Origin of the sequence: Streptococcus sp. FSL R7-0248, from assembly GCF_037967965.1 — a bacterium.
In the GTDB taxonomy this organism is placed as follows: Bacteria; Bacillota; Bacilli; order Lactobacillales; family Streptococcaceae; genus Streptococcus.
On sequence record NZ_CP150201.1, the window covers coordinates 478,901 to 505,887 of the forward strand.

A 26,987-nucleotide genomic window follows, 5' to 3' on the forward strand; every position below is an offset into this window, starting at 1 on the left:
TTTCTGTTAGTTTATAAACTAACAATAGTTTATCATGACTTATACTCTTGGTCAAGAATTTACCTCGAAAAACAAAAAACAATTATGTAAGGGTTTGCAAAAATGTTTGGACTCTGATAAGATAGAACCATAGCAAAAGGATTGTTACTGGTCAGCAGGCAAAACCTAGATAAATACGAAAAACTAATGGGAGTAGTGTATGCTTATCCCAATTGGTTCTTGGTATTTATTTAGGTTTTTTTCGTTGAAAAAGCCTCAAAGAAAACTAGAATCCTAGACAAGAAAGGAGCCCTTATGGCTAAATATACTGAATTAGCTGAGGACATTCTCAAACACGTTGGTGGCAAGGAAAATGTCAATAGCTTGAAACACTGTGTGACACGTTTGCGCTTTGATTTAAAAGATGAATCTAAAGCAGATGATGACTACCTTAAGAACCGTGACGGTGTTGTTACTGTTGTTAAGGCAGGTGGTCAATATCAGGTGGTTATCGGTAACCATGTCCCTGATGTTTATGCGGAGGTCCTCCAGGTTGGCGGTCTTCCAGCGGGTGGTAGTCTTGATCTTGATGAAGGTGATGCGCCTAAAGGGAATCTCTTTGACCGCTTTGTATCTTTGGTTTCAAGTATTTTCCAACCTTTCCTTGGGCCTTTGGCTGCAGCCGGGATTATCAAAGGAATAGTCGCTGTCATGGCAGCCTGTGGCCTGTCAGCTGCAACAAGCCCTATGTATGTCATCTTGAATGCAGCAGGAGATGGTTTCTTCCAGTTCTTGCCAATCTTGATTGCCTTGACATCTGCTCGTCGTTTCAAGGTTAATGAGTTTACAGCTATTGCGATTGCAGCGGCACTTGTTTATCCTGATATTGCTACGATGGTGACTGCTCTTCAGAAAGCTGGTCAGGGTCATGTTTTAGGGGTTATTCCATTTGCGCTTCCTGCAGGGGGTTACCTCTCAACAGTAATGCCTTCTATCTTGGCAATCTGGGTGGCTTCTTACATTCAAAAATTCTTTACCAAGATTACTCCTGATGTCATTAAAGTCTTTGTAGTACCTTTCTTTACATTGCTCATTACGGTACCATTAACATTCTTGGTGGTAGGACCAGTTGCTAATACCTTCTCTGATGGATTGACAAATCTTTTCCAAGTGATCATGAACTTTAGTCCGATTGTCTTTGGTCTTATACTCGGTATCTCGTGGCAAGTCTTGGTTATGTTCGGAATGCACTGGGCGCTTGTTCCCCTTGCTATCCTAGATGTGGCAACAAACGGAAGTTCTACGATTCTTTCAGCAGCTATCCTTCCATGCTTTACGCAAACAGGTGTGTTGGGAGCTATCATGCTTAAAACGAAAGAAGAAAAAGTCCGTACCATCTCAATGCCAGCCTTCATTTCATCTATTTTTGGGGTTACAGAACCTGCTATCTATGGGGTAACCCTTCCAATGAAAACGCCATTCTACATTTCATGTGGTGTTTCAGGACTTATGGGGGCTGTCATGATGGCCCTAGATATTAAGACGTATTCAATAGGTGGTCTGGGTGTCTTTGTCTTCCCAAGCCTTATTGGGCCAGACGGTAACCTTTCTAAAGTTATCTTTGCCATTATTATTGCCATTGTGGGTGGTGTTCTTGCCTTCCTCATCCAACTCTTTGTACGAGTACCAAATCTATACGGTGGTGGAGCAGCTAAGGTTGAGGAAAAAGCTGAAGAAGCTGTACCTGCTCCTAAGGAAATTCAACAAGAAATTATTGCGAGCCCAATTATCGGGAATGTTGTCCCACTTGACCAAGTTCCTGACCAAGTCTTTGCCTCAGGAGCTATGGGTAAAGGTATCGCTATTGACCCTACTGATGGGGTAGTGGTCGCACCAGCTAAGGCAACTGTTAATTTAGTCTTCCCTACTGGTCATGCGATTGGTTTGACAACTGAAAATGGTGCAGAGCTTCTCATTCATATTGGTATGGATACTGTTTCTCTTGCTGGTAAAGGCTTCAAGACCTATGTGGAAGCAGGTCAAGTTGTAGAAGCAGGACAAAAACTTATAGAATTTGACCTAGCAACTATCCGAGAGGCTAAATTACCAGTTATCACGCCAGTTATTGTGACCAATACAGCTGACTTTGATGATGTCTTAACGACTAAAGAAGCTCGTGTTAACACTGGTGACTATCTCCTCACTGCTGTTAAATAAAAAGAAATCCGAGAATCAACTTCTCGGATTTTTGTTTATTTGAATTTGTAGTCTTTAACAACTTCAACGGAATTAACCGTTACATTCTCTTTTGGTTTACTGTTGTCATCGACTTCAAGGTTAGCGATGGTATCAACGACATCCATACCTTTGATGACTTGTCCAAAGACAGTATATTTGGTATCACCAGCTGGGTAACCACCTTTTTTGTAGGCGTCAATGATAGGTTTTGGATAGCCGGCATTTCCTAGTTGCTTGCTTTGATCGTCCTTGTTTTGAACAATGTAGAATTGGCTGCCGTTTGAATTCTTAGCACCAGTATTGGCCATAGCAAGTGCGCCACGGATGTTGTAGAGGAATGGTGTAGGCTCAACAGCGAAACCTTTCTTCCAGATAGATTCTCCGCCAGTACCGTCACCCTTAGGGTCACCACTTTGAATCATGAAGTCCTTGATGACACGGTGGAAGGTAAGCCCATCATAGTATTTGTCCTTAGCATGCTTCAAGAAGTTTTCAGAAGCCTTAGGAGCAAGTGTAGGGAAGAGCTTGACTGTGATATCACCCTTTGAAGTGTGGAGGATAACTTCAGCTTCGTCCTTACCAACCTTGTCTGACAACTGTGGAAAGGCATCTTTTCCAGATTTTTGGGCTTTTTCTAATTGTTTAGTGAATATCTTATTATCAACATAAGCATCTCCACGAACAGCGCGTGCGATGTTCTCACGAAAGGCAAAACCTAGTCCTGCGATAACAAGTACAATAATTAATGGAATGTACTTTTTAATGTTTTTCATATATAACTCCTTTGGTGCATTATACCTACTATTGTAGCAGAAAAAAACCTTTTGGGAAACGGTTAACAGAGGTCTTTAAATATGGTAGAATGGGATTATCAACAAGAAAATGAACAATGGGACTAGATATAGGAAAAAGGTTGCCTCAGGCTAAAAGCAAGGTCTGACTTTTGAAAGGACGCATGCTACTTGCTCTTACCAGAGACAGGTGTCTAAATTCTAACTATAGAAAACTTCGCCAAGTCGAAGGGACCTCTTGTTTGGATTTCTTGAAAAAAGGAGATTTTTATGTCAACTAAAGCAGAATGGGCTGAACTCTTTGAGTCGGTACACGGGCGTAAGCCTAGCCCCCAAGAATTTTTGGATGCTAAAGCAGCTGACTTTGATACAAGTGCTTTGGCTGCTCAAGCAGCATCTGTAGAAGCACCAGCTAATGAACCTGTCGCTGAAGAAGTAGCTCCAGAACCAGTTGCTACTGAAGAAGTCACAGAACAAGATGACATCGCAGATGTAGCTGAAACAGCTGAGGATGCCGTCGCAGAACAAGCAAGCAGTGAATCACCATTTGGTGCAGAAGCTTTCTCAGAAGCACCTGTGCAACAACCAACACCACAATTTGATTCAAGCATGTTTGAAAAGGCACCTATCTCATCAGCTCAAGGATTTGGAACAGTTCCTAATCCAGCAGCAGCTGGCTCAGCAGATAAACCTCTTTTCAATCTTATCTTGCCAATCGTTGCGATTGCACTTTCAGTAATCTTTGCAGTCTTGGCATGGTTTGTAGGTCCTGCTTGGCTCTTCATCATCTTGACAGTCCTCGCAGTTGCGGTGGCAGTTGTTTCACTTGTCTTTAGCCTTAAATCAAGCAAGAAATTGCTTTCAATCATCGCAACAGGTGTTGCTGGTCTCATGCTCTTTGTTTCTATTGGTGGTTTGATTTTCCAAATCTCTCAAAACGCTAGTGACAACACAAGCTCAAGCAAGACATCAAAAGTTGCTGATAAAGACGATGATGACTCTGACAAAAAAGATGATGACAGCGATTCAAAATCTGACTCTAAATCTGACTCAAAAGGTGACAGTACTGATGTCAACGACTACATTGACAAAAATGCTAAATTTGACTGGAATGAATCTAAGTTCAAGAAGTTGAAAGCAGGTAAGGATACCGTTAAGTCTATCATCAAGACTTATGGTAAGGCTTCTGATGCACAAATCTCTGGCGATGAGATGAAGTTGAATTACTCTGGTAAAGACTATGGTGAAAGTGTTTACCTAAACTTTAAGAAACAATATGACGGTACATTTATCTTGTCATATGCTTCAGGTAGATTCCCTCAAGATAAGGTAGAAGTTGATCGCTCTTACAAAGCTGACTGGACAAAAGAACAGTTTGATGCTCTCAAGAAGGGTGATTACACTGATCCATCAAATGGTACGAAACTTGAAGATATCGTTAAGGATCACCCTAAAGCTTCAAGTGCAGAATACACAATCTCAACATCTCGTCAAGGTGAATTCAAAAAAGAAATGAGTATTTCTTATAGTGACTATGATGCTGGAGATGGTAAACTCAAGAGTGTTTACTTGTCATTTGATACCAAAGAAGGTGAAGATACGTTCTACCTTACTTATAAATCAGGTCCAGATGGCGAGGATTAATTAAGGAACAGGAGGGGAGACCTTCCTGTTTTTTCTTGATAAAAGGAGAAAACTATTGAGATTTTTAAATTATACATTGAGCAAAGTCAGTCTCTTGTCACTAAGGAGACCGTAGAAAAGCTCAATCAAAAAGGAAGCTGGAAACGATTTATTGGCTTATTTATCACTTCAATTGTTATTTATTTCTTCTCTATTATCACACCACTGTCTTTAGATTCTCATGTACTGCCATTTCGCACTCTCAACATGTAATATTCTCCTCGTTGCGTAATGAATTGTGGCGTTGCATCCTAGTTTCTAAGGGCGTTGCGCATATTTTACTATTCGTTGCGTGCTTTTAGTCATGGGGCTTGATAAATTTAAAGTAACAAATCTGAGGAGGTGTTCTTAATGTTACAATTTATTTTATTTATAAACATCCTCCCTATATAATATTAATAGCAATTTTGTTAGCAGAGCCTTTTATAAAAGAATAAAAATAAGCCAGGGGTATTAAAATGGACATTGCCACGTTGATCAAAGAATATAGAGCTAAAACAGGTATGACTCAGCAAGAACTTGCAGATAAAGTATTTGTTACTCGTCAGACGATTTCTAAATGGGAATTAGGAAAAAGTGAGCCTGATAATGTTTCACTGGATCTATTATTTAAAGAAATGAATATTGAGAAAGAATCTCAAAAAGACATTAAAGCTAATTTAATTAGCAGAAAAAATATTTTACTTATAATAATTGCCGTTTTATTCTCTCCGTCCATACTTATTATTAGACTATTGATACTTAAAATAGGCAAGATAAAAAATAAAAGATTAGTCATTTTGATCAACACCTTTCTCTTTATAATCATTGGAATTTATATGAAGAGTTTAAAGGATAATGTATACTTTGGTTTCTTGGGGATTATTGCAATTTCTTATAGCCTTTATAGTTTTTATAAGCTTAGTTTGGAGATTAAAAAGGACTAGATACATACAAATATAAAAAAACTATTCTTACTAATATTAAAGTGTATAGATGTGCAAGATTTCTAAAGGATGAAGTTATGTCAGTAATCTACTCAAAAGTAAAAATGTCAAATAATATTTTTGAAGCTTGTAAATTGGTAAGAAACTTTATTAGTATACCAATTGGTGAGATAAAAAATAAGATTCAAAGGGGAGAAGTTTTATTAGAATGTAATTATCTAGATTTAGAGGAATTGATAAAAATGAGGACCCTCCTAGAAAGTCTTGAAACATTAGGTGCTCAAATATATTTATACGAAGGAAATCGCGAGGTAAGTATGGAATTTCTTAGTAATACAATCGAGTCATATAAGGGTATTGCTGAAGATAGAGAAAAAATAGATGAATTGATGTTTTCTGATGAGTAATAAATAAACCATAATGTGAACTGCCCCAAAAAGTGTGATAGAGAAAATCTAACTTTTGGGTGCAGTTTCTTCTCTTCTTTCATCCATTCTCATAATGTATCATGTCACCTAAGCACCTAAGGTAGTCTCAAAAAATTCTCTCTTATATCCGATTTTATTTTCATAAGACGAGATTAAAGTATGATAAAATAAAGAAAAAGAGATAAAGGAGTCAGCTATGGCAACTAGAGAAGAATGGGTGCGTCACTTTGAGGACGTCAATGGACGTAAACCAAGTCCTGAGGAGTTTATGGAAGCTAAGAAAGAGGGTTTTGTCATTGCTTCGGAGGAACCAAGTGCCCAAGTGTCTGAGCAGGTTGAGGCTAAGCAGGTGGATAGTTCTGAAGCTACTGAAGAGGTGACAGCTGACTCAGTAGCAGATACGCAACCAGAAGAGGCTCAGGTGGCATTAGAGGAGGAAGCTCCTAAGCCAATGCCTGAGTTGAATATGGAGAAAGAGCAAGAAAAAGAAACTCCAAAGGCAAGTCAGATACCTTTGGAAAACCCTTATTACAAAGCAAAAGTAACCAAGAACAATGCTTTTGTTAATATTGCTTTGCCGATTATTATCCTAGTTTTGGGGATTCTATTCGTCATTTTGTCTTGGACGCTTCCTTTCGGTTTTGTCTTTACTTTCCTTGCTTTCTTCCTTATCATTCTAGCTATTGTGACTTTGGTTTTGAGTCTGAAGTCGACACGCAAGGCACTTTCTATTATTGCCCTAGTCATGTCAATCATCTTCTTCATGACTTCGCTTGCTGGAGCAGGCTATCAAGCAGTGAAATTTGTCATGAACCATGCTGAGCAGTTCCAAAGTGACGGTCACGATAGAGCTTATCTGTACATCGATGAGAATTATAAGTTTGACTGGACTGAGGATCAGTTTAAGGAGTTGAAGGTTGGTACTTTGACATTGGACGAGGTCTTGGATGCTCACGGTAAGGCGACTGATGCCGAGTATAGTGATGCTTACGAGGAAGATAAACCAGATTTGTTAGATCTTACCTATAGAAAAGAAAACACAGATGGAAACAACTATGTTCGTTTGACTTTCGAGCAAAAAGACGGTGTCTATGTTTTGAAATCTGCCTCAGCAACCTTCGACTATGATAAGGTCAAAGAAGTCGATGACTATCATAGCAACTGGACAAAAGATGACTATGAAAAGTTGTCTGTAGGTACACAAGCTGATTTGCTCAAGGGGACACGACTTTCTGAGGTTGTTGAAAAACACCCAGAGGCTAGTTTCACTTATCATGAAATGACACAAACTGAACAAGGCGATCTCACTCAGTCAGTCAGTCTTAGCTACCGTGATTATAATCCAGAAAGTGGAAAGGTAGATGCTGTTCGTTTAACTTTTGACTATGACAAACGTGAAAACGAGTACTTCTTGACAGACAAATCAGACGAATAAGACTATTTTGTTAGCGATTCAAGCTCAGGGGTGCCTGGGCTTTTTAGTATCAACAAAAAGAGGATAAAATCTGGTATAATGATATTGATTGATTTTTCAAGAAAGAAGTGTCACACATGAACATACAACAACTACGTTATGTCGTAGCCATTGCCAACAGCGGAACCTTCCGTGAGGCAGCCAGCAAGCTCTTTGTGAGTCAGCCTAGCCTTTCGGTGGCTATCAAGGATTTGGAGCAAGAGCTGAATTTCCAAATTTTCACCCGTACAACGACGGGGGCTGTCTTGACCAGTCAGGGTATGACCTTTTATGAGCGTGCGCTTGAGGTGGTACGCAGTTTTGATAGTTTTGAAAATCGCTATCTCAATGCTTCTGAAAAGGGCAACCAGTTTTCGATTGCTAGTCAGCACTATGACTTTTTGCCACCTTTGATTACGACTTTTTCAGAGCGCTATCCTGATTATAAGGATTTCCGTATCTTTGAGTCTACGACTATTCAGATTTTGGATGAGGTAGCCAAGGGGCACAGTGAGATTGGGATTATCTATTTGAATCGTCAAAATAGCAAGGGAATCCATCAAAATATGGACAAGCTTGGGCTTGAGGCTATTGATTTGATTCCGTTTAAAACGCATATTTATCTCCGTAAGGGCCATCCTCTGGCTAAAAAAGAAAGTCTTGTCATGGAGGACTTGGCGGCCTTGCCTACAGTGCGTTTCACTCAGGAGAAGGACGAGTATCTTTACTATTCTGAAAACTTTGTGGATACGTCAGATTCGTCTCTGATGTTTAACGTGACAGACCGTGCAACTTTGAACGGTATCTTGGAGCGTACAGATGCCTATGCGACGGGATCTGGTTTCTTGGATGCACAAAGTGTGAACGGGATTACGGTTATTCCGCTTGAGGATAATTTGGATAACAAGATGGTTTATGTTCGTCGTAAGGGGATTAACTTATCATCTTGTGCTCTCAAGTTTGTCAATGTTATGTTTGACTACTTTGATACTTACAAACCATAGGAGGACTTATGCGTAAGGTTGCGATTCCTTTGACTATCTTGGCTTTGATTGGTTTGGATCAGTGGGTTAAACATTGGGTTGTGGCAAATATTGCCCTTAACCAAGTTATCAAGGCGATCCCTGGACTTTTCAGCTTGACTTATCTACAGAACCGTGGTGCTGCCTTTTCGATTTTACAGGATCAGAAATATTTCTTTGTGATTTTGACGGTTCTAGTGATTGGTGCGGCTCTGGTTTATCTGGTTAAAAATTACCAGAAGAGTCTTTGGTTGGTGCTATCTTTGGTTTTGATTATCTCAGGTGGTATTGGTAACTTTATTGACCGTGTGCACTTGGGTTACGTGGTTGATATGGTTCAGCTTGATTTTATTGATTTTGCAATATTTAACGTGGCAGACTCCTATCTAACGGTGGGCGTACTGCTCTTGATTTTAATCTTATGGAAAGAGGAAAATGGAAGTCATCATTAAAGAGGCGGGAAACCGTCTGGACAAGGCTTTGGCAGATTTGACAGAATTGTCACGTAGTCAGGCTAATGAAGCGATTAAGGCTGGAACGGTCTTGGTTAATGGTAAGTCGGCAAAGGCCAAGTATGCGGTTAAAGAGGGTGATGTCATCACCTATGAATTGCCAGAAGAAGAGGTCTTGGAATACAAGGCCGAAGATATTCCTTTGGATATTATCTACGAAGATGCGGATGTGGCAGTGGTCAACAAGCCTCAAGGCATGGTTGTCCATCCATCAGCTGGTCATACGTCTGGTACCTTGGTCAATGCCCTAATGTATCATGTCAAGGACCTCTCGTCTATCAATGGTGTGGTTCGTCCAGGGATTGTCCACCGTATCGACAAGGATACGTCTGGACTCCTTATGATTGCTAAGAATGATAAGGCTCACAATGCTTTGGCGGCTGAACTTAAGGATAAGAAGTCCCTTCGTAAGTATGTGGCTATCGTGCATGGCAATCTACCTAACGATCGAGGCGTGATTGAGGCTCCTATTGGGCGTTCAGACAAGGACCGCAAGAAGCAGGCAGTCACAGCTAAAGGAAAACCTGCAGTAACACGATTTACCGTTCTTGAACGTTTTGGTAACTATACCTTGGTAGAGTTGCAGCTGGAAACAGGTCGCACACACCAGATTCGTGTGCACATGGCTTATATCGGTCACCCGGTGGCGGGAGATCCTCTTTACGGGCCACGCAAGACCCTCAAGGGCCATGGCCAATTTCTACATGCTAAGACCCTTGGTTTCACGCATCCTACGACTGGAGAATTGGTCGAATTTACAGCGGAAGAACCTGCTATTTTCAAGGAAACCTTGGAGAAGTTGAGAGAAGCTTAATAGTTATTAAACGGATAGTCTTTCTTGGGAGGGGCGTCCGTTTTTTTCTTGTAAAAGAGTCTGAAATTTGCTATAATTTACCTAATTAAATAAGTCCTTTAATCACTGTCCAGAGAGGCAGGCAAGGAGCCATGAGAAGTGTACGGGTGAACTGTACTCATATTTTTGTGTATCTCCTTGTTTTCGAGGGGATTTTTTTGTATTTAGAAAGGTTCTTTTTATGAAGAAAAAAGAGATCGTCGATGACGTAACCATGAAACGTGCCATTACACGTATCACTTATGAGATTATTGAGCGTAACAAAAATCTCGACAAGATTGTCTTGGCTGGTATTAAGACACGTGGTGTTTATATTGCACAGCGTATCCAAGAGCGCTTGAAACAGTTGGAAAACCTTGATGTGCCATTGATTGAGCTTGACACTAAGGCTTTCCGTGATGATGTTAAGGCTGAGCAAGACACATCTGTTTTCCCTATTGAAATTGATGGTACAGATGTTATCCTTGTGGATGATGTGCTCTACACAGGTCGTACGATTCGTGCAGCTATTGATAATATCGTTAGCCATGGACGTCCGGCGCGTGTTGGTTTGGCTGTTTTGGTTGACCGTGGTCACCGTGAATTGCCAATCCGTGCGGACTATGTCGGTAAAAATATCCCAACTAGTGAGTCAGAAGAAATCGAAGTTTTGGTCGCAGAAGTTGATGGCAAAGATAGCGTCAACATTATCGATCCAAGCTAAGTTGGCTGACGGATAGGGTAATATGCCCTTTGTATCTTGTTAATTGAACACGCCCTAAGCCTTGTGCAAAAAAGATAAATATTCTTAGGAGCTGGCGCTCCGTCGTCATATCTCCTATTTTTGCTTTAGGCTTTAGACGGGCTTTGTATCTTATTTTAAGGAGTCCTTTGATATCGTGAATAACGTAAAATATGATGTGAATGATATGCCAAAACCTGGTTTATTGGTTGGTTTGTCATTCCAGCACTTGTTTGCCATGTTTGGTGCGACGGTGCTTGTGCCGATTTTGGTTGGGATTGATCCCGCTATTGCTCTTTTCTCATCTGGTTTGGGAACTTTGGCTCACTTGACGGTGACCAAGTACAAAATTCCAGCTTACATGGGGTCTAGTTTTGCCTATATTGCGGCTATGCAGACACTTATGAAGACTGATGGCATTGCGGCAGTGGCTCAAGGTGCCATGGCTGGTGGTTTGGTTTACTTGCTTGTGGCTCTGATTGTTAAGTATGCGGGTAAAGACTGGATTGATAAGGTCCTTCCACCAATTGTGGTTGGCCCTATTATCATGGTGATTGGTTTGAACCTTGCGGCTAATGCAGTCAATGATGCAACAACTTTAAATAAAAGCTATAGTATCTATGCTCTCTTGATTTCGATGGTGACCCTCTTTGCGGTTATCCTCTTTAACATGTATGGCAAGAAGATTATCGGTGTTATCCCAATTTTACTTGGTTTAATTGTGGGCTATATTTTCTCAGCGGTTCTTGGTTTGCTGACAGGACATAGCTTTATCAATTTCTCAGAGGTAGCAGCGGCACATTGGATCCAGGTTCCAAACTTTGACATTCCATTTGTGGATTATAGCTTCAGGCTCTATCCAAGTGCGATTTTGACCATGGCTCCGATTGCCTTTGTGACGATGACTGAACACTTTGGTCACGTCATGGTTCTAAACAGTTTGACTGAGCGTGATTACTTTAAAGATCCAGGTCTTGACCGTACCCTTACTGGTGATGGTTTGGCACAGATTATCGCTGGATTCTTTGGAGCTCCTCCGGTAACTTCTTATGGTGAAAATATTGGGGTTATGGCCCTCAGTAAGGTCTACTCAGTTTACGTTATTGCGGGCGCAGCAGTGATTGCGGTCTTGATGAGCTTTATTGGTAAGCTATCAGCACTCTTGCATTCTATTCCAACTCCTGTATTAGGGGGATTATCTATTGCTCTCTTTGGGGTTATCGCTGCTAGCGGTTTGAAAATTTTAGTTGAACATAAGATTGATTTTGATAATAAAAAGAATCTCTTGATTGCTAGTGTTATCTTGGTATCTGGTATCGGTGGTTTGATGATTGACCTCGGTGGTCTTCAAATCACGGGTGTGGCAAGTTCAACCATTCTTGGTATCTTGCTTTATCAAATTTTGCCAGATCCTAAAAAAGGTAGCAAAGATTAGTCAATCAATTTAAAAGGAAAAACTATGGCGATTGCAGATGGAAAAGTGTCACTGAAACATTTGGTGACCATGGAAACCCTCACGAATGAAGAGGTCTTGGGCCTGATTCGTCGAGGTGGAGATTTTAAAAATGGCAGAGCTGATTTTCAGCTGGATCGACAGTATTTCGCTGCCAATCTCTTTTTTGAAAATTCAACACGAACACACAAGTCCTTCGAGGTGGCCGAGAAAAAACTAGGCTTGGATGTGATTGAGTTCGATGCTGGAACTAGCTCGGTAAATAAGGGTGAGACCCTCTATGACACGATTTTGACCATGTCTGCCTTGGGCGTAGACATCTGTGTGGTTCGCCACTCGGAAGTCGATTACTACAAGCAGTTGATTGATAGTAGGACCATCCAGACCTCTATTGTCAATGGTGGTGATGGTTCAGGGCAACACCCAAGTCAGTGTTTGCTTGACTTGATGACCATTTACGAAGAGTTCGGAACCTTTGAAAATCTTAAGATTTGTATTGCAGGTGACATTACGCATTCGCGTGTCGCTAAGTCCAATATGCAGATTCTCAAGCGTTTGGGTGCTCAGCTTTATTTTGCTGGTCCTGCAGAGTGGTACTCGAATGAGTTCGATGTCTATGGTCAGCATGTAGCTATTGACGACGTCATTGAGGACTTGGATGTGCTCATGTTGCTTCGTGTTCAGCACGAACGTCATGGTGACGATAAAGGATTTTCAAAAGAAGACTACCATGCTCTCTATGGTTTGACTGAAGAACGTTATGCCAAGTTAGCTGATCAGGCGATTATCATGCATCCTGCTCCGGTTAATCGTGATGTGGAGATTGCTGATAGCCTGGTTGAGGCGCCTAAGGCTCGTATCGTTGCTCAGATGCAAAACGGGGTCTTTGTCCGTATGGCAATTATTGAAGCTATTTTAAATGGCAAAGCGTAAACTACGTTAACCGATTCCTGAGAGAATCAGACGAAAAAGAACATGGGCTAAATCTTTGAAAAGAGACAAATCTTCCTAGAGGCTAGAGCTTCTTCGTTAGATTTGATTTTCATTCAGATGTTTAACGCCCTTTGTATCTTAGTGAAAGGAACAATTTACTATAATGGCAAAACGTTTACTTATTTTGGAAGACGGCACTATTTTTGAAGGTCAGGCCTTCGGTGCTGATGTGGATGTGACGGGTGAAATCGTCTTTAATACTGGTATGACAGGTTATCAAGAATCTATCACAGACCAGTCTTACAATGGTCAAATTTTGACTTTTACTTATCCACTTGTTGGTAACTACGGCGTTAACCGTGACGACTATGAGTCAATTAAGCCAACGACCAAGGGTGTTGTTGTGTCAGAGGCTAGCCGTCGTGCCAGCAACTGGCGTAACCAAATGACCTTGGATGAGTTTTTGAAAGCAAAAAACATCCCTGGTATCTCTGGTATTGATACACGTGCCTTGACTAAGATTATCCGTCAACACGGTACCATGAAAGCGACTTTGGCTAATCCTGGTGACAGTATCGAGCACTTGCAAGATCAATTGCGTGCGACTGTTTTGCCAACCAACAATATTGAGCAGGTATCAACTAAGACAGCCTACCCAGCACCAGGTGTTGGTAAAAATATCGTTTTGGTTGACTTTGGTCTCAAGCACTCTATCTTGCGTGAGTTTTCAAAACGTGACTGTAACGTGACTGTTGTGCCACATGATATCACTGCTGAAGAAATTCTCCATCTTAATCCAGATGGTGTGATGTTGTCAAACGGTCCAGGTAACCCTGAAGATGTACCGTATGCACTTGATATGATTCGTGGCATTCAAGGCAAAATTCCAATTTTTGGCATTTGTATGGGTCACCAGTTGTTTAGTTTGGCGAATGGTGCCAAGGCCTACAAGATGAAGTTTGGTCACCGTGGATTTAACCATGCGGTTCGTGAAATTGCGACTGGTCGTGTTGATTTCACCAGCCAAAACCATGGTTATGCCATTGACCGTGAGACACTTCCAGATTGCCTCATGGTAACACACGAAGAAATTAACGATAAGTCAGTTGAAGGTGTTCGTCACCGTGACTTCCCTGCATTCTCAGTGCAATTCCACCCAGATGCAGCACCTGGTCCACACGATGCGAGCTATCTCTTCGATGAGTTCTTGGAATTGATTGATGCTTTCCAAGCTGAAAAAGCACGTCGTTAATTGCAACTGTCTAGTGACTATAGTGGGGTGTGACTCTTGTTCGCCCCAGTCTACTACCTTATTTAATGACAACCAGAGAGTTGTCAAATAGAAAGGAGAAGATACAGGTTCACGGAAGTGAACACGCCCTAAGGACTGTGTGAAAAAGATAAACGGTGACTAGACGCTTAGGCGTCGTCGTCACGTTTCCTATTTTCACTGGGTCCTTAACGGGCTTTGTATCATAAATTATGCCTAAACGTTCTGATATTAAAAAAATTATGGTTATCGGGTCTGGTCCTATCATCATTGGTCAGGCTGCTGAGTTTGACTACGCTGGTACGCAAGCCTGCTTGGCCTTGAAAGAAGAAGGCTACAGTGTTGTTCTTGTTAACTCTAACCCTGCGACTATCATGACTGATAAAGAAATCGCAGACAAAGTTTACATTGAACCAATTACGCTTGAGTTTGTCACACGTATTCTTCGTAAAGAGCGTCCTGATGCCCTCTTGCCAACACTTGGTGGACAAACTGGTTTGAACATGGCAATGGAATTGTCAAAAGCTGGCATTCTTGATGAGCTTGGAGTAGAGCTTTTGGGAACAAAATTGTCTGCCATTGACCAAGCTGAAGACCGTGACCTCTTCAAACAATTGATGGAAGATTTGGAACAACCAATTCCAGAATCAGAGATTGTAAATACGGTTGAAGAAGCAGTTGCCTTTGCGACAGAAATTGGCTACCCAGTTATCGTTCGTCCAGCCTTTACCCTTGGTGGTACTGGTGGTGGTATGTGTGCCAACGAAGAAGAACTTCGTGAAATCGCTGAAAATGGATTGAAATTGTCACCAGTAACCCAATGTTTGATTGAACGTTCTATCGCTGGTTTCAAAGAAATCGAATACGAAGTTATGCGTGATGCCGCAGACAATGCTCTTGTGGTGTGTAACATGGAAAACTTTGACCCAGTTGGTATCCACACAGGGGACTCAATTGTATTTGCTCCAACGCAAACCTTGTCAGATATTGAAAACCAAATGCTTCGTGATGCCAGCTTGAAGATTATTCGTGCCCTTAAAATTGAGGGTGGTTGTAACGTACAGTTGGCTCTTGACCCTAATAGCTTCAAGTACTATGTTATCGAAGTAAACCCACGTGTGTCTCGTTCATCAGCCCTTGCCTCAAAAGCAACTGGTTACCCAATCGCCAAATTGGCAGCCAAGATTGCTGTTGGTTTGACACTTGATGAAATGATTAACCCAGTCACTGGTACAACTTACGCTATGTTTGAGCCAGCTCTTGACTATGTGGTTGCTAAGATTCCGCGTTTCCCATTTGATAAATTTGAACACGGGGAACGTCGTCTTGGTACTCAAATGAAAGCAACTGGTGAAGTTATGGCTATCGGTCGTAACATCGAAGAGTCACTTCTTAAAGCCTGCCGTTCACTTGAAATCGGTGTTTACCACAATGAGATGCCTGAGCTTGCGGACGTCACAGACGACGCCTTGGTTGAAAAGATTGTCAAAGCTCAAGACGACCGTCTCTTCTACCTTTCTGAAGCCATCCGTCGTGGTTATACTATTGAAGAATTGTCAGAGTTGACTAAGATTGATATCTTCTTCCTCGACAAATTGCTCCATATCTTCGAATTGGAACAAGAATTGGCTACTCACGTAGGCGATATTGATGTTTTGAAAGAAGCTAAACGTAACGGTTTCTCTGATCGTAAGATTGCTGATCTTTGGAATCAAACAGCTGACCAAGTTCGTGCGACACGTTTGGAAAATAACATTGTTCCTGTTTACAAGATGGTTGATACCTGTGCGGCTGAGTTCGAGTCATCAACACCGTATTTCTACTCAACTTACGAGTGGGAAAATGAATCAATCAAATCTGATAAAGAATCTGTCATCGTTCTTGGTTCAGGACCTATCCGTATCGGACAAGGGGTTGAATTCGACTATGCGACAGTTCACTCTGTGAAAGCTATCCAGGCTGCAGGTTACGAAGCCATCATCATGAACTCTAACCCTGAGACGGTTTCAACAGACTTCTCAGTTTCAGATAAACTTTACTTCGAACCATTGACCTTCGAAGACGTGATGAACGTTATCGAATTGGAACAACCTAAGGGTGTCGTGGTTCAGTTTGGTGGTCAAACAGCCATCAACTTGGCAGAGCCATTGTCTAAAGCTGGTGTGAAAATCTTGGGAACACAGGTTGCTGACCTTGACCGTGCCGAAGACCGTGACCTTTTTGAACAAGCCCTTAAAGACCTCGATATCCCACAACCACCAGGACAAACAGCGACAAATGAAGAAGAAGCGGTTGAAGCAGCTCGTAAGATTGGCTTCCCAGTTCTTGTTCGTCCATCATACGTTTTGGGTGGACGTGCCATGGAAATCGTTGAAAATGAAGATGACCTTCGTTCTTACATGCGTACAGCCGTTAAGGCAAGTCCAGACCACCCAGTCCTTGTTGATAGCTATATCATTGGACGTGAGTGTGAAGTGGATGCCATCTCTGATGGTAAGGATGTCTTGATTCCAGGTATTATGGAACACATCGAACGTGCAGGGGTTCACTCAGGGGACTCAATGGCAGTTTACCCTCCACAAACTCTCTCTAAGAAAATCCAAGAGACTATTGCTGATTACACTAAACGCTTGGCTATCGGTCTTAACTGTATTGGTATGATGAACATTCAGTTCGTTATTAAGGACGAAACTGTCTATGTTATCGAGGTTAACCCGCGTGCCAGCCGTACGGTACCATTCTTGTCTAAAGTGACTGATATCCCAATGGCACAAGTTGCTACAAACTTGATTCTTGGTAAATCATTGGCTGAGCAAGGTTACAAAGATGGTCTTTACCCAGAAAGCAAGCATGTCCATGTTAAAGCACCAGTCTTCTCATTCACAAAATTGGCTAAGGTAGATAGTCTCCTTGGACCTGAAATGAAATCAACTGGTGAAGTTATGGGTACAGATACGACTCTTGAAAAAGCCCTCTATAAAGCCTTTGAAGCTTCTTACCTCCACTTGCCAACCTTTGGTAATGTCATCTTTACTATTCATGATGATACGAAAGAAGAAGCCCTTGATTTGGCTCGTCGTTTCGATGCTATCGGTTACGGTATCTACGCCACTGAAGGAACAGCTAAGTTCTTGAATGAACATGGAGTTCACGCAACGCTTGTTAACAAATTAGGTGAAAATGACGACAACGACATTCCAGCCCTTGTTCGTACAGGTAAAGCGCAAGCTATTATCAATACGGTTGGTAACAAACGTACTTATGACGAAGATGGAGCAGCAATTCGTAGCTCTGCTATTGAAGCAGGAATCCCACTCTTCACAGCGCTTGATACAGCAGATGCCATGGTGCGTGTGCTTGAAAGCCGTAGCTTTACAACAGAAGCTATCTAATTTTAAAACAGAGTCTCAGCCTTGCTGGGACTTTTTTTATTTAAGACACAGTTTTCTTTTGAGACTTTTTTTGAGTGATGATGGACGTCAGCGATCTTCTTCGAAGTTCCATGACTAAGTTTTGAGCCGAACGTCTCAAAACTTCCGAACGCCTGAGACTAATTGCTTCAGGCGTTTTCATCACTGCCAAAAGTCTCGGTCTAAGCTGACTAGGTACGCAAAATCTATTTCATATTTAAAAATAGTTTAATTATGTTCTGAATCTCAGCCTTGCTGAGGAGTTTTCTTACACAAATGTAAGCTAGAAAGTTAAAAATGAAATCTAAGACCATGGTTTAGACTACTTAAATTCTGCTATACTAGAAACATGATTATTACGACATCTTTACGGGAAAACGAGACCTTGATTGCACGTGCCCAAGAACTAGCTCACGAGTTAGGAGCTGATTATCAGCCTCGTCGCAAGTTGTCCTTGGCAAAATGTTTAGAGCGCTTTGGACCTTTCTATCTCCTATATAAAGACAGATTGTCTTTTGTTAATGCGGATGCTAGTGAGTTGACCTTCCATCCAGATACGGCTGCTCTCAGGATTAAGGCTCCCCATGACGCTTTAGTCAGTCTTTTAGGTAAGTCTCCCAAGGCTATTCTTGACACGACTATGGGTCTGGCTTCTGATAGCCTAGTGATGGCAGCAGCGGGAAATCAGGTGACTGCCCTTGAGAGTCAAGATGTGATTTTTCAGGTGGTTTCTCGTGGTCTTGCCTCTTATCAGACGGATGATAAGCAGCTTGAAAAGGCCATGCGTTCTATTAAAGCTATTAAGAGCGATAGCTTGTCTTTTTTGAAGGTTCAAGCTGACAATTCCTTTGATATCATCTATGCCGATCCGATGTTTTCAGAGATCATCAAGGAATCGGAAAATCTAGAGGCTATCAAGCCTCTGGCCAATGGTAGCCGTCTGACAGAAGAATGGCTAAAAGAAACTAAACGTGTTGCGCGGGAAAAAATTATCATCAAGGCACATTTTCGAGATACTGTTTTTGAAGAACTTGGTTTTGAACGCCAGGTTCGGCCCAATCAAAAGCTGCATTATGGTGTCATGGATGTAAGCGAAGGCCATTGACACTGAAAGTTAAAAGTATTACAATTGTTTCATCCATGTGATACAAAAAGAAAAGAGAGACATATGCGAAAGAAAATCAGTCCAAAGTTATTTAAAAATAAAAAAAGAGTTTGGATCATTGGAGGAATTGGCTTCCTTGTCCTTTTGGTCCTAGGCTTTAACCTTTTTTCAGGTGGTGGCAAGAATGATAAGGCTTCTGAGTCCCCTACAGCAAGTAAGGTAACTAAGGGGCAGCTGGCCTCGTCGACCCTTCTGACTGGTATGGTGAAGGCTCAGTCGGAACAGTATGTTTATTTTGACAATACCATTGGACGCAATGCCACTGTGACAGTCTCTGTGGGTGAGGAAGTTAGCGTCGGTCAGCAACTGGTCCAATACGACAGCACCTCAGCCCAAGCGGCTTATGATACGGCTAGTCGTGCCTACAATAAGGCAGTTCGTGACCGTAATTATTTCCAACAGTATGGGACGGCTCCTGCGGCTTCAGCACAAACAAGTAGTGATTCGGATGAGGATGATTCGACAACTACCGTTAGTCCTCAACAGCGTCAGCAAACCGAGGCAAGTAATTACCAAACCTTGCAAGATTATAATGATGCCATTGCCAATGCAGCATCAGAGCTAGAAAAGGCACAAGATGTTCTCAACCAAACAGTCATTGTTTCAGATGCTAATGGGACAGTCGTAGAAGTCGCGGACTCTGTGGACCCTGCTTCAAAAGAGAGCCAAACCCTAGTTCATGTGACAAGTGAAGGCCAATTTGAGATTCAAGGGACCTTAACAGAATATGACATTCCAAATATTTCAGTGGGGCAAAAGGTCAAGATTACTTCCAAAGTATACCCTGATCAAACTTGGACAGGGAAGGTCAGCTATGTTTCCAATTATCCTAAGCAAAATGCTAACCAGTCAACGGGGACATCTGGCAACTCAGGTCAATCAGGTTCTCAGTATGAATACAAGGTTCAATTGACTAGTCCTATCGGAAAACTGAAACAAGGTTTTAATGTATCTCTTGAAGTGACCAAAGATGATGATGCCTTGTTGGTTCCTGTAACTGCTGTGACCAAGAAAGGCTCTGACAACTATGTCTGGGTTTACGATGATGAAACTCAGAAAATCAAGCAAGTCAAGGTCAAACTTGGCAATGCGGATGCCAAGCAACAGGAAATTGCTTCAGGACTTAAAGAAGGTCAAAAAGTTATCACCAAGGCAGATAAATCCTTTAAGGATGGCGAAACCCTAAAAGATGTGACGGATGCTGATAGCAAACAATCAAAAGACACTAGTGGAGAAGAGGTGAGGTCTAGTGACTAAGCCAGCACTTATGGTTTTAAAGAGTATCACCAAGTCTTTCAAAAATGGTCAAGAGTCCTTGCAGGTCCTTAAGGGGATTGACTTATCGGTAGAAGAAGGGGACTTCGTGGCAATCATGGGCCCTTCTGGATCAGGGAAATCAACCCTTATGAATATTATCGGACTCCTTGATCAACCGACTACAGGTTCCTATCAACTCGAAGGCGAGGATGTGGCTGATCTCTCTGAAAATCGCCTGGCCAAGGTAAGAAATGACCAGATTGGCTTTATCTTTCAACAGTTTTTTCTCTTGCCAAAGTTAAGCGCCCAAAAGAACGTAGAGCTTCCTTTGATTTATGCAGGGAAATCTCCACGTGAACGTAAGCAAAGGGCACAACAATTCTTGGAAAAAGTTGGCTTGTCAGACCGTAGCCATCACCTACCATCGGAGCTGTCTGGTGGACAGAAGCAGAGGGTTGCTATTGCGCGTGCACTGTCTAACGATCCGGCAATCATTTTGGCGGATGAGCCTACGGGTGCCCTTGATACCAAGACAGGGATGCAGATTATGGAGTTCTTAACCCAGCTGAACCGTGAAGGAAAGACTATCATCATGGTTACTCATGAGCCAGAGATTGCGGACTATGCCCGACGTAAGATTGTCATTCGTGATGGTGAAATCACTCAGGACACGACTGATAGCGTTCGGATTGACTAGGAGGTAAGAATGGAAAATTGGAAATTTGCTCTTAGTTCTATCCGTTCACACAAGATGAGGTCCTTCCTGACCATGTTGGGAATCATTATTGGTGTTGCTGCGGTAGTACTTATCATGGGGCTAGGAAATGGAATGCGTCAGAGTGTTACTGATAGTGTGACAGGTGATAAGGATACTGTTCAAGTCTACTATGAAGCCAAGGGTGAGGAGCTAGATCCTGCCTATGCGGACTTGTCACAACCGACCAAACCGGTTAAAGAAGTTTGGTTGGAGCAAGTGGCTAAGCAGACGCCTGGTATTGATAGTTATTTTGTGACTAACAGCCTAACTTCCTCTATCTACCTCCAAAAAAAGACCGTGAAGAATGTTAATATCACAGGTGCCAGTCAGGGCTACTTTAAAGCTAAAAAGTTAGAAATGTTGACTGGACGTTCCTTGCAAGACAATGATTATAAAAACTTTTCACGAGTTATTGTCATTGATCAGATGGTGGCTAAAAAACTCTTTGAGACGAATGGGGATGCCCTTAACCAAGTGGTTACTATTGGGAACAATGATTATCGTGTGATTGGTGTTTATAAGAATAAAGACACAGCAATCGGTGCCTATGGTGAAATTGGAACAGCTCTTGTGGCCAATACCCAGTTAGCGGCTGAAAATAACACTGATGCTATTGGCCAGATTTTTTTCCATGTGACCGATGTGAAAAATAGTAGTAGCGTTGCTAAGGATGCTGCTAAACGCTTGACCCAGTTGGCCCGAGATGACAATGGAGAATATAAGGCGGCAGATATGAGTTCGACCCTAGATCAGGTGAACACGATCTTTGGAACCATTACCACCGTTGTCGGAGCTATTGCTGGGATTTCATTATTAGTTGGCGGAATCGGTGTTATGAACATCATGTTGGTTTCGGTAACTGAGCGGACACGAGAGATTGGTCTTCGTAAGGCTTTAGGTGCTACACGTCGTAAAATCTTGACCCAGTTTTTGATTGAGTCGATGGTTCTGACTATTCTGGGAGGTTTGATTGGGCTAGGCTTTGCAGCCCTAGTCGTTGGTCCAATTGGGAATGCCATGGACCTTAAAGCGACGGTTTCTCTTGGTGTAGCCATGGGAAGCATAGCCTTCTCAGCAGCTGTAGGGATTATCTTTGGTCTCCTACCGGCTAATAAAGCTTCGAAACTCGATCCTATCGAAGCCCTTAGGTATGATTAGAAATAACCTCTTGAAATCTTTAGATTTTGAGAGGTTTTATGGTCTTCGAAAAAAGATAGAGAAAAAAATAAAAAAATTGCATTTTTTTCTTGACGTCTGATTTAGGTCATGATATTATAAATAAGGTTTGAAAAAACTGACCTAAGACAGTTGGGGAGCAAGACTCGTAAACATCCAACCGAGGCACAAAACGTAACTATTTTTTTGTAACGTATTGTACTTTCGTGTCTAGGTTTAGGTACGATTTTTTTGTGCCTAGCCCAAAAATAAAAACGGAGGTAAAACTACTAATGAGTGAAGCTATTATTGCTAAGAAAGCTGAACAGGTTGCTATCGTCGCTGAGAAAATGAAAGCAGCAGCATCTATCGTTGTTGTTGACTCTCGTGGACTTACAGTTGACCAAGATACAGTTCTTCGTCGTAATCTTCGTGAATCAGGCGTTGAATTTAAAGTTATCAAAAACTCTATCTTGAGCCGTGCAGCTGAAGAAGCAGGTCTTGAAGACCTTAAAGAACTTTTTGTTGGTCCATCTGCAGTAGCATTCTCAAACGAAGATGTTATCGCACCAGCAAAAGTTATTAGCGAATTTGCTAAAGACGCAGAAGCTCTTGAAATCAAAGGTGGTGTTGTTGACGGCGCGTTCACTTCAGTCGAAGAAATCAACGCTCTTGCATCACTTCCAAACAAAGAAGGTATGCTTTCTATGCTCCTTTCTGTACTTCAAGCGCCAGTGCGCAACGTTGCATACGCTGTCAAAGCGGTTGCAGAAAGCAAAGAAGACGGTGCTGCATAAGCCCATCTTCACAACTCGTAGCCTAAGCTACGTTTAAAACACTATATTAAAAAACACATTTGGAGGAAATCACAATGGCATTGAACATTGAAAACATTATTGCTGAAATTAAAGAAGCTTCAATCCTTGAATTGAACGACCTTGTAAAAGCTATCGAAGAAGAGTTTGGCGTAACTGCTGCTGCTCCTGTAGCTGCTGCTGCAGCTGGTGCTGCTGACGCTGGTGCTGCTAAAGATTCATTCGACGTTGAATTGACATCTGCAGGCGACAAGAAAGTTGGCGTTATCAAAGTTGTACGTGAAATCACAGGCGAAGGTCTTAAAGAAGCTAAAGCTATCGTTGACGGTGCACCATCAGTTATTAAAGAAGGTGTTGCTGCAGCTGAAGCTGAAGAAATCAAAGCTAAACTTGAAGAAGCTGGAGCTTCAGTTACTCTTAAATAATAAGGTAACGACTCAAGTCGCTTAATAAAGAAAACCAGGGTATAAGCTCTGGTTTTTTTTTACGATAAGCGATTGTTAGAAACTGATAAATTGATTTGGTTTCCTGCCAAAAATCCTGCCAAAAATTCTTTGGCAGTTTTTTGTTTTTCTATTTTAGACTGGTTTTGTTTATTTTTAATATGTGCTGTAATTATTACATATTGGTTTTTACTAATATAAAATATTTTGGGTCATATCTAAATGTTAAGTAGGTATGTCTTAGTCCAGCGCTATTTCGAATAAATAATTTTAAGTAAGAGTAATCCTAATTATGTTCTATATTTATGATTTTTCCTCTTGCAATAACTGTATTTCTTCTCCTATTTTTTATTTGGGAATTGACATGATTCATCATTTATTATCTCCTTATTTTCAATTTTTCTAAATATATTATGTTTGATATTAGTCGTAGAAAAAAATACGAGAACTAACCTTTTTATAAATTTTCATTTTCAATAGTCAATTCTTCACAATGAAAATCTGATTCATTATCAGTTTTAGCATCATATCCAAATAGTTGTGTAGGAGGTGGATCACGTCTTTCACCCTCTAAGTAATCTCGTTCGTGTTGTGCAAGTTTTTCATTTAATTCTGTATCATGACGAATAATATTATAAAGACCATCATTTAAAACAGACGCTAAAAATAGAAAATGTTGTCCTTTTATGACAAAAAAACTACTGTTTATGACTTCAATGAAACTTTAGTTGTCTTTATATTATACTAATCTTGTAAATCATAAGAAAAGGAACGTCAATCATGAAAACAACAACTAAACTCATTGGTATCCTATCAGCTCTTATTGTAGTTATCCTCGCTGTCTTTTTAGTGAATAAGTTTAATAGTCATGAGTCGGCACGTGTTAGCTCAAGTAGTAGCTCAGTCAGGACGGTTAAGAAATCATCTTCAAGCTCAAGTAAAGCTGTTAAGAAGGATAAGAAAGCAGCTCAATCATCATCTTCAGCAGTTTCAAGTAAAGAAAATGACAACCAGGCTTCAGCAGTAGTACCTAAAGCTTCTTCTCAAGAACAAGCTCAAGCAGGTACCACAGATGGTGGGCAAGTGGCTGAAGCAACAACACCAGCTTCTCAAGTTGGAGGAGTTGAAGGTGGTCGAGGTGCTTGGACAGCTACTTCTGGAACATTGACACTTGATGAGGAAACCCCTGTATATGCTGCACCAGATAAAGACAGTGAGGTTGTTTCTAAAATGCCTGCAGGTGATGTTGATTGGGATAAATATGAAATTTTACCTGATGGAAACTGGTATAGTTTTGTCAAAGATGGGGAACGTTATTATATTTCATATTCAGATGTAGGGCATTGATAAATGATTAAGAAGTCTTTATAAACCACTTTTCAAGTCTATCAAGGCTTTAAGAAAAACATGAAATAAAAAAGACAGTAACTATTCTGAAGTTACTGTCTTATTTTGGTCTTACGAAAACCACTAGCTATGCTAGTGGTCCCAAAAATTATTAAGCTATGTAGCAAAAAATACTAGAAACAGACTATTCAAATACAAAACCTAAGTCGATTAAAGAGGTTAAAGTTAAAAGTAGAGAATTACTTACAAAATCTGATAGTTTGAGAAAAGAGATGATTTGCACTACGAGTGGTAATCGTAGATTTAGGGTATTTTTCCAATATGCTATTTACATTATGTAACCCAAGACCTCTTCCTTCCCCTTTACTAGAGTACCCCCTATCAAAAATATGATTAACATCCACTTTTTCTGATTTTATACTATTTTCAACGATAAGTACCAACGAATCATCATTATTCATGAAAGCAACAGTCATTCTTGGACTTATAGCTTCAATCGTAGCTTCGATAGCATTATCACAAAGGACAGAAAGAACAGTTATGAAATCTAGTAATTCTATCCTAAAATTACTAACAGGTTCTTCAATCTCAACAGAAATTGAAATACCTCTATTTTGTGCCTCAAGTAATTTAGCGGAAAGAATACTTTTGATAGCATCATTCTTAATATTACTAAGTTTAGCAATATCAAACTTACTATCATAGAATTGGTTTCCACTATCTCTTAGGACACCATTGTATACAGTTTTAATAGCTTCGATATCTTGATTATCAATTCCTAATTTTAGACTGGTCAAAATATTAATGTAGTCATGACGGAAACTTCTAATTTCCTCATAAAGTGATTCAACATGATGGCTGTAAATAGATAGTTCATTTAATTGAGTATCTTTTTGATCAATTATTTCCTTTTCTAGTTTTTCTTTTGAAATTGCATTGAGATAGAGTAGCATTACAAAAAACAGAACAATATAAAAGTTATTAATATGTCCTCTCCAATTATCTGCATCAGCTAATTTGTCTCTATAAATAACAAGTATAGAAACTAAGAGCATATATACAAACATAGAGATGTTGATCAGTAATAATAAATACCTGAAATAGTAACGCTTGAAACCTTCTTTTATTTCGTTAAAATCTAACCTAAGAGATTTTACTATGAGTAAATGAAGAGGGAAAACCAGTAATTCAATTAAGATATCAAACCAACTTAGTTTGATTTCATTGAAGACTGAGACTCCTAGTAGAGGGAAAACGTAGAATCCTAACATTCTACCTAGCAAGCTTTCAACGATAACGGGGTACAAGCCATAAAAAATATCAAGTGTTTTACTACCATACTTATTTTGATATATGTTATAAGCAATAAAGATAAAAAAGAAAGCAAAGTACCCAACAGGAGGACATATGATGAGGAGTAGAACATACAAAAATGGACCAATAATACACCACAAAGGTTTGATTGGTTGGTTACTAACCTGTTGAAACAGTAACAATGCTACTAATATCTTAGAATAGAACAGCAATAAATTTATAACTATATCCATAGAAACACCTTAGCTTTTCAGAGATTTAACTTTTTCTAGGAGGCCCTTATATTTCGTACGCGAAATGGGACATTCATTATTATTTTCAAACATGACCATTTTTTCTTCCTTATTGATCCTAACGATATTTTCAGGATTAACGATAAATGAACGATGGCATCGAAATAGGCGGTCATCAGCTCGTTCAACTTCTGAAATACTGGCGTAGAACTCCATGCGTTCTTCTTTAGTATGCAAAATAACTTTATGTATTGTTGGAGATGTCTCAAAAAATAAGATATTGTTAAAAGGCACTTGAACATGGGCCGTAGCTGTTTCAAAAGTAAATGAATCTTGGGCAATAGTGGCACCCATTTTATCCATGGTATATTCAATTGCTAAATGAACACGTTCATAAAAATCTTCATCATCTAAAGCTTTATCAATAAAATCTAGTGCAGCAACTCTATATTTAAAAGTGACTGGCATAAATTCTGAATGTGTTGTTACAAAAACAATTGTTGCATTAGGGTCTTTTTTCCGAATTTCTTTTGCAATGTCTAGCCCCTTTTTTTCTTCTCCTTTAATTTCAATATCTAAAAAGAAAAGTTGATGAGAACCTCTTTCGGTAATTTCATCAAGTAGCTGGCTAGGTTTTCCAAAAATCTCAGGTCCTTTACATTTTAGAGATTTTTTTGCAATAACATCCTTAATAACGGTCTCTATTCGTGTTTGTTGTAAAAATTCGTCTTCTAAAATAAAAATATTTAACAATTAGTGTACTCTCCATTCGATAAAAAATTTAGTACTGTAGTAAAAGACATTGAAGTCTTTTTCCAGTATGAAAATA

At 40.4% G+C, this 26,987-nt stretch carries 23 protein-coding genes and 1 other annotated feature; of the genes, 20 read left to right on the forward strand and 3 right to left on the reverse strand.

The genetic code is table 11. The features are described from left to right. Window positions 1-294: 294 nt before the first annotated feature. Window positions 295-2,196, forward strand: coding sequence for a beta-glucoside-specific PTS transporter subunit IIABC (locus NYE32_RS02425; RefSeq protein ID WP_156685444.1), 1,902 nt, complete (start codon window positions 295-297; stop codon window positions 2,194-2,196). A gap of 35 nt (window positions 2,197-2,231) precedes the next feature. Here NYE32_RS02425 and NYE32_RS02430 read toward each other — a convergent pair whose 3' ends face one another. Beyond that, complete coding sequence (locus NYE32_RS02430) at window positions 2,232-2,990, reverse strand: peptidylprolyl isomerase (protein ID WP_002886160.1); 759 nt, start codon at window positions 2,988-2,990, stop codon at window positions 2,232-2,234. Between the two features lie 288 nt (window positions 2,991-3,278). Here NYE32_RS02430 and NYE32_RS02435 point away from each other — a divergent pair, with 288 nt between their 5' ends. From NYE32_RS02435 to NYE32_RS02525, 19 genes are all read left to right on the forward strand, one after another. Beyond that, entirely contained in the window at window positions 3,279-4,652 is a 1,374-nt protein-coding gene (locus NYE32_RS02435) for a hypothetical protein (protein WP_156685445.1), read from the forward strand. Between the two features lie 497 nt (window positions 4,653-5,149). After that, a complete protein-coding gene (locus tag NYE32_RS02440; RefSeq protein ID WP_073687485.1) occupies window positions 5,150-5,617 on the forward strand; it encodes a helix-turn-helix domain-containing protein in 468 nt (155 codons plus the stop codon). Window positions 5,618-5,694: 77 nt separating this feature from the next. Next, on the forward strand, window positions 5,695-6,024 hold the full coding sequence (locus tag NYE32_RS02445) for a hypothetical protein (protein WP_073687486.1): 330 nt from the start codon (window positions 5,695-5,697) through the stop codon (window positions 6,022-6,024). Window positions 6,025-6,241: 217 nt separating this feature from the next. After that, a complete protein-coding gene (locus NYE32_RS02450; RefSeq protein WP_156685446.1) occupies window positions 6,242-7,480 on the forward strand; it encodes a CD20-like domain-containing protein in 1,239 nt (412 codons plus the stop codon). A gap of 116 nt (window positions 7,481-7,596) precedes the next feature. Then, entirely contained in the window at window positions 7,597-8,502 is a 906-nt protein-coding gene (locus NYE32_RS02455; RefSeq protein ID WP_002886225.1) for a LysR family transcriptional regulator, read from the forward strand. Window positions 8,503-8,510: 8 nt separating this feature from the next. Further along, complete coding sequence (gene lspA, locus NYE32_RS02460; protein WP_080611518.1) at window positions 8,511-8,972, forward strand: signal peptidase II; 462 nt, start codon at window positions 8,511-8,513, stop codon at window positions 8,970-8,972. Continuing rightward, window positions 8,956-9,846, forward strand: a complete 891-nt coding sequence (locus NYE32_RS02465) for an RluA family pseudouridine synthase (protein ID WP_002886027.1) — start codon at window positions 8,956-8,958, stop codon at window positions 9,844-9,846. Before lspA ends, NYE32_RS02465 begins: the two co-directional genes overlap by 17 nt. A 220-nt stretch (window positions 9,847-10,066) precedes the next feature. Then, window positions 10,067-10,588, forward strand: coding sequence for a bifunctional pyr operon transcriptional regulator/uracil phosphoribosyltransferase PyrR (gene pyrR, locus NYE32_RS02470; RefSeq protein WP_002886175.1), 522 nt, complete (start codon window positions 10,067-10,069; stop codon window positions 10,586-10,588). 175 nt (window positions 10,589-10,763) lie between these two features. Then, the gene (locus tag NYE32_RS02475; RefSeq protein ID WP_080611516.1) at window positions 10,764-12,041 is read left to right on the forward strand and encodes a solute carrier family 23 protein; all 1,278 of its coding nucleotides are present in this window, start codon (window positions 10,764-10,766) and stop codon (window positions 12,039-12,041) included. A gap of 24 nt (window positions 12,042-12,065) precedes the next feature. Next, window positions 12,066-12,992, forward strand: a complete 927-nt coding sequence (locus tag NYE32_RS02480; protein ID WP_002890256.1) for an aspartate carbamoyltransferase catalytic subunit — start codon at window positions 12,066-12,068, stop codon at window positions 12,990-12,992. A gap of 163 nt (window positions 12,993-13,155) precedes the next feature. Next, complete coding sequence (locus NYE32_RS02485; protein WP_002890257.1) at window positions 13,156-14,244, forward strand: carbamoyl phosphate synthase small subunit; 1,089 nt, start codon at window positions 13,156-13,158, stop codon at window positions 14,242-14,244. A 230-nt stretch (window positions 14,245-14,474) separates the two neighbouring features. After that, window positions 14,475-17,654, forward strand: coding sequence for a carbamoyl-phosphate synthase large subunit (gene carB / locus NYE32_RS02490; RefSeq protein WP_156685447.1), 3,180 nt, complete (start codon window positions 14,475-14,477; stop codon window positions 17,652-17,654). 367 nt (window positions 17,655-18,021) lie between these two features. Next, window positions 18,022-18,777: a class I SAM-dependent methyltransferase gene (locus NYE32_RS02495; RefSeq protein ID WP_155212883.1), complete on the forward strand. Its 756-nt coding sequence runs from the start codon at window positions 18,022-18,024 to the stop codon at window positions 18,775-18,777. 63 nt (window positions 18,778-18,840) lie between these two features. Then, window positions 18,841-20,094 (forward strand): efflux RND transporter periplasmic adaptor subunit, encoded by a 1,254-nt coding sequence (locus tag NYE32_RS02500; protein ID WP_156685448.1) that lies wholly within the window; start codon window positions 18,841-18,843, stop codon window positions 20,092-20,094. A 10-nt stretch (window positions 20,095-20,104) separates the two neighbouring features. Further along, complete coding sequence (locus tag NYE32_RS02505; RefSeq protein WP_207185728.1) at window positions 20,105-20,791, forward strand: ABC transporter ATP-binding protein; 687 nt, start codon at window positions 20,105-20,107, stop codon at window positions 20,789-20,791. Between the two features lie 9 nt (window positions 20,792-20,800). Continuing rightward, a complete protein-coding gene (locus NYE32_RS02510) occupies window positions 20,801-22,009 on the forward strand; it encodes an ABC transporter permease (protein ID WP_156685449.1) in 1,209 nt (402 codons plus the stop codon). A gap of 122 nt (window positions 22,010-22,131) precedes the next feature. Next, window positions 22,132-22,268: a sequence feature (ribosomal protein L10 leader region), on the forward strand. 31 nt (window positions 22,269-22,299) lie between these two features. Further along, window positions 22,300-22,803: a 50S ribosomal protein L10 gene (gene rplJ, locus NYE32_RS02515; protein ID WP_003095623.1), complete on the forward strand. Its 504-nt coding sequence runs from the start codon at window positions 22,300-22,302 to the stop codon at window positions 22,801-22,803. Between the two features lie 74 nt (window positions 22,804-22,877). Continuing rightward, the gene (gene rplL, locus NYE32_RS02520) at window positions 22,878-23,246 is read left to right on the forward strand and encodes a 50S ribosomal protein L7/L12 (RefSeq protein ID WP_004183006.1); all 369 of its coding nucleotides are present in this window, start codon (window positions 22,878-22,880) and stop codon (window positions 23,244-23,246) included. 798 nt (window positions 23,247-24,044) lie between these two features. After that, the gene (locus NYE32_RS02525; RefSeq protein ID WP_008534013.1) at window positions 24,045-24,611 is read left to right on the forward strand and encodes a hypothetical protein; all 567 of its coding nucleotides are present in this window, start codon (window positions 24,045-24,047) and stop codon (window positions 24,609-24,611) included. A gap of 239 nt (window positions 24,612-24,850) precedes the next feature. Here NYE32_RS02525 and NYE32_RS02530 read toward each other — a convergent pair whose 3' ends face one another. Both NYE32_RS02530 and NYE32_RS02535 read right to left on the reverse strand, forming a co-directional pair. Next, the gene (locus NYE32_RS02530; RefSeq protein ID WP_008534014.1) at window positions 24,851-26,158 is read right to left on the reverse strand and encodes a GHKL domain-containing protein; all 1,308 of its coding nucleotides are present in this window, start codon (window positions 26,156-26,158) and stop codon (window positions 24,851-24,853) included. Between the two features lie 9 nt (window positions 26,159-26,167). Next, window positions 26,168-26,911 (reverse strand): response regulator transcription factor, encoded by a 744-nt coding sequence (locus NYE32_RS02535; RefSeq protein ID WP_008534015.1) that lies wholly within the window; start codon window positions 26,909-26,911, stop codon window positions 26,168-26,170. Window positions 26,912-26,987 lie beyond the last annotated feature (76 nt).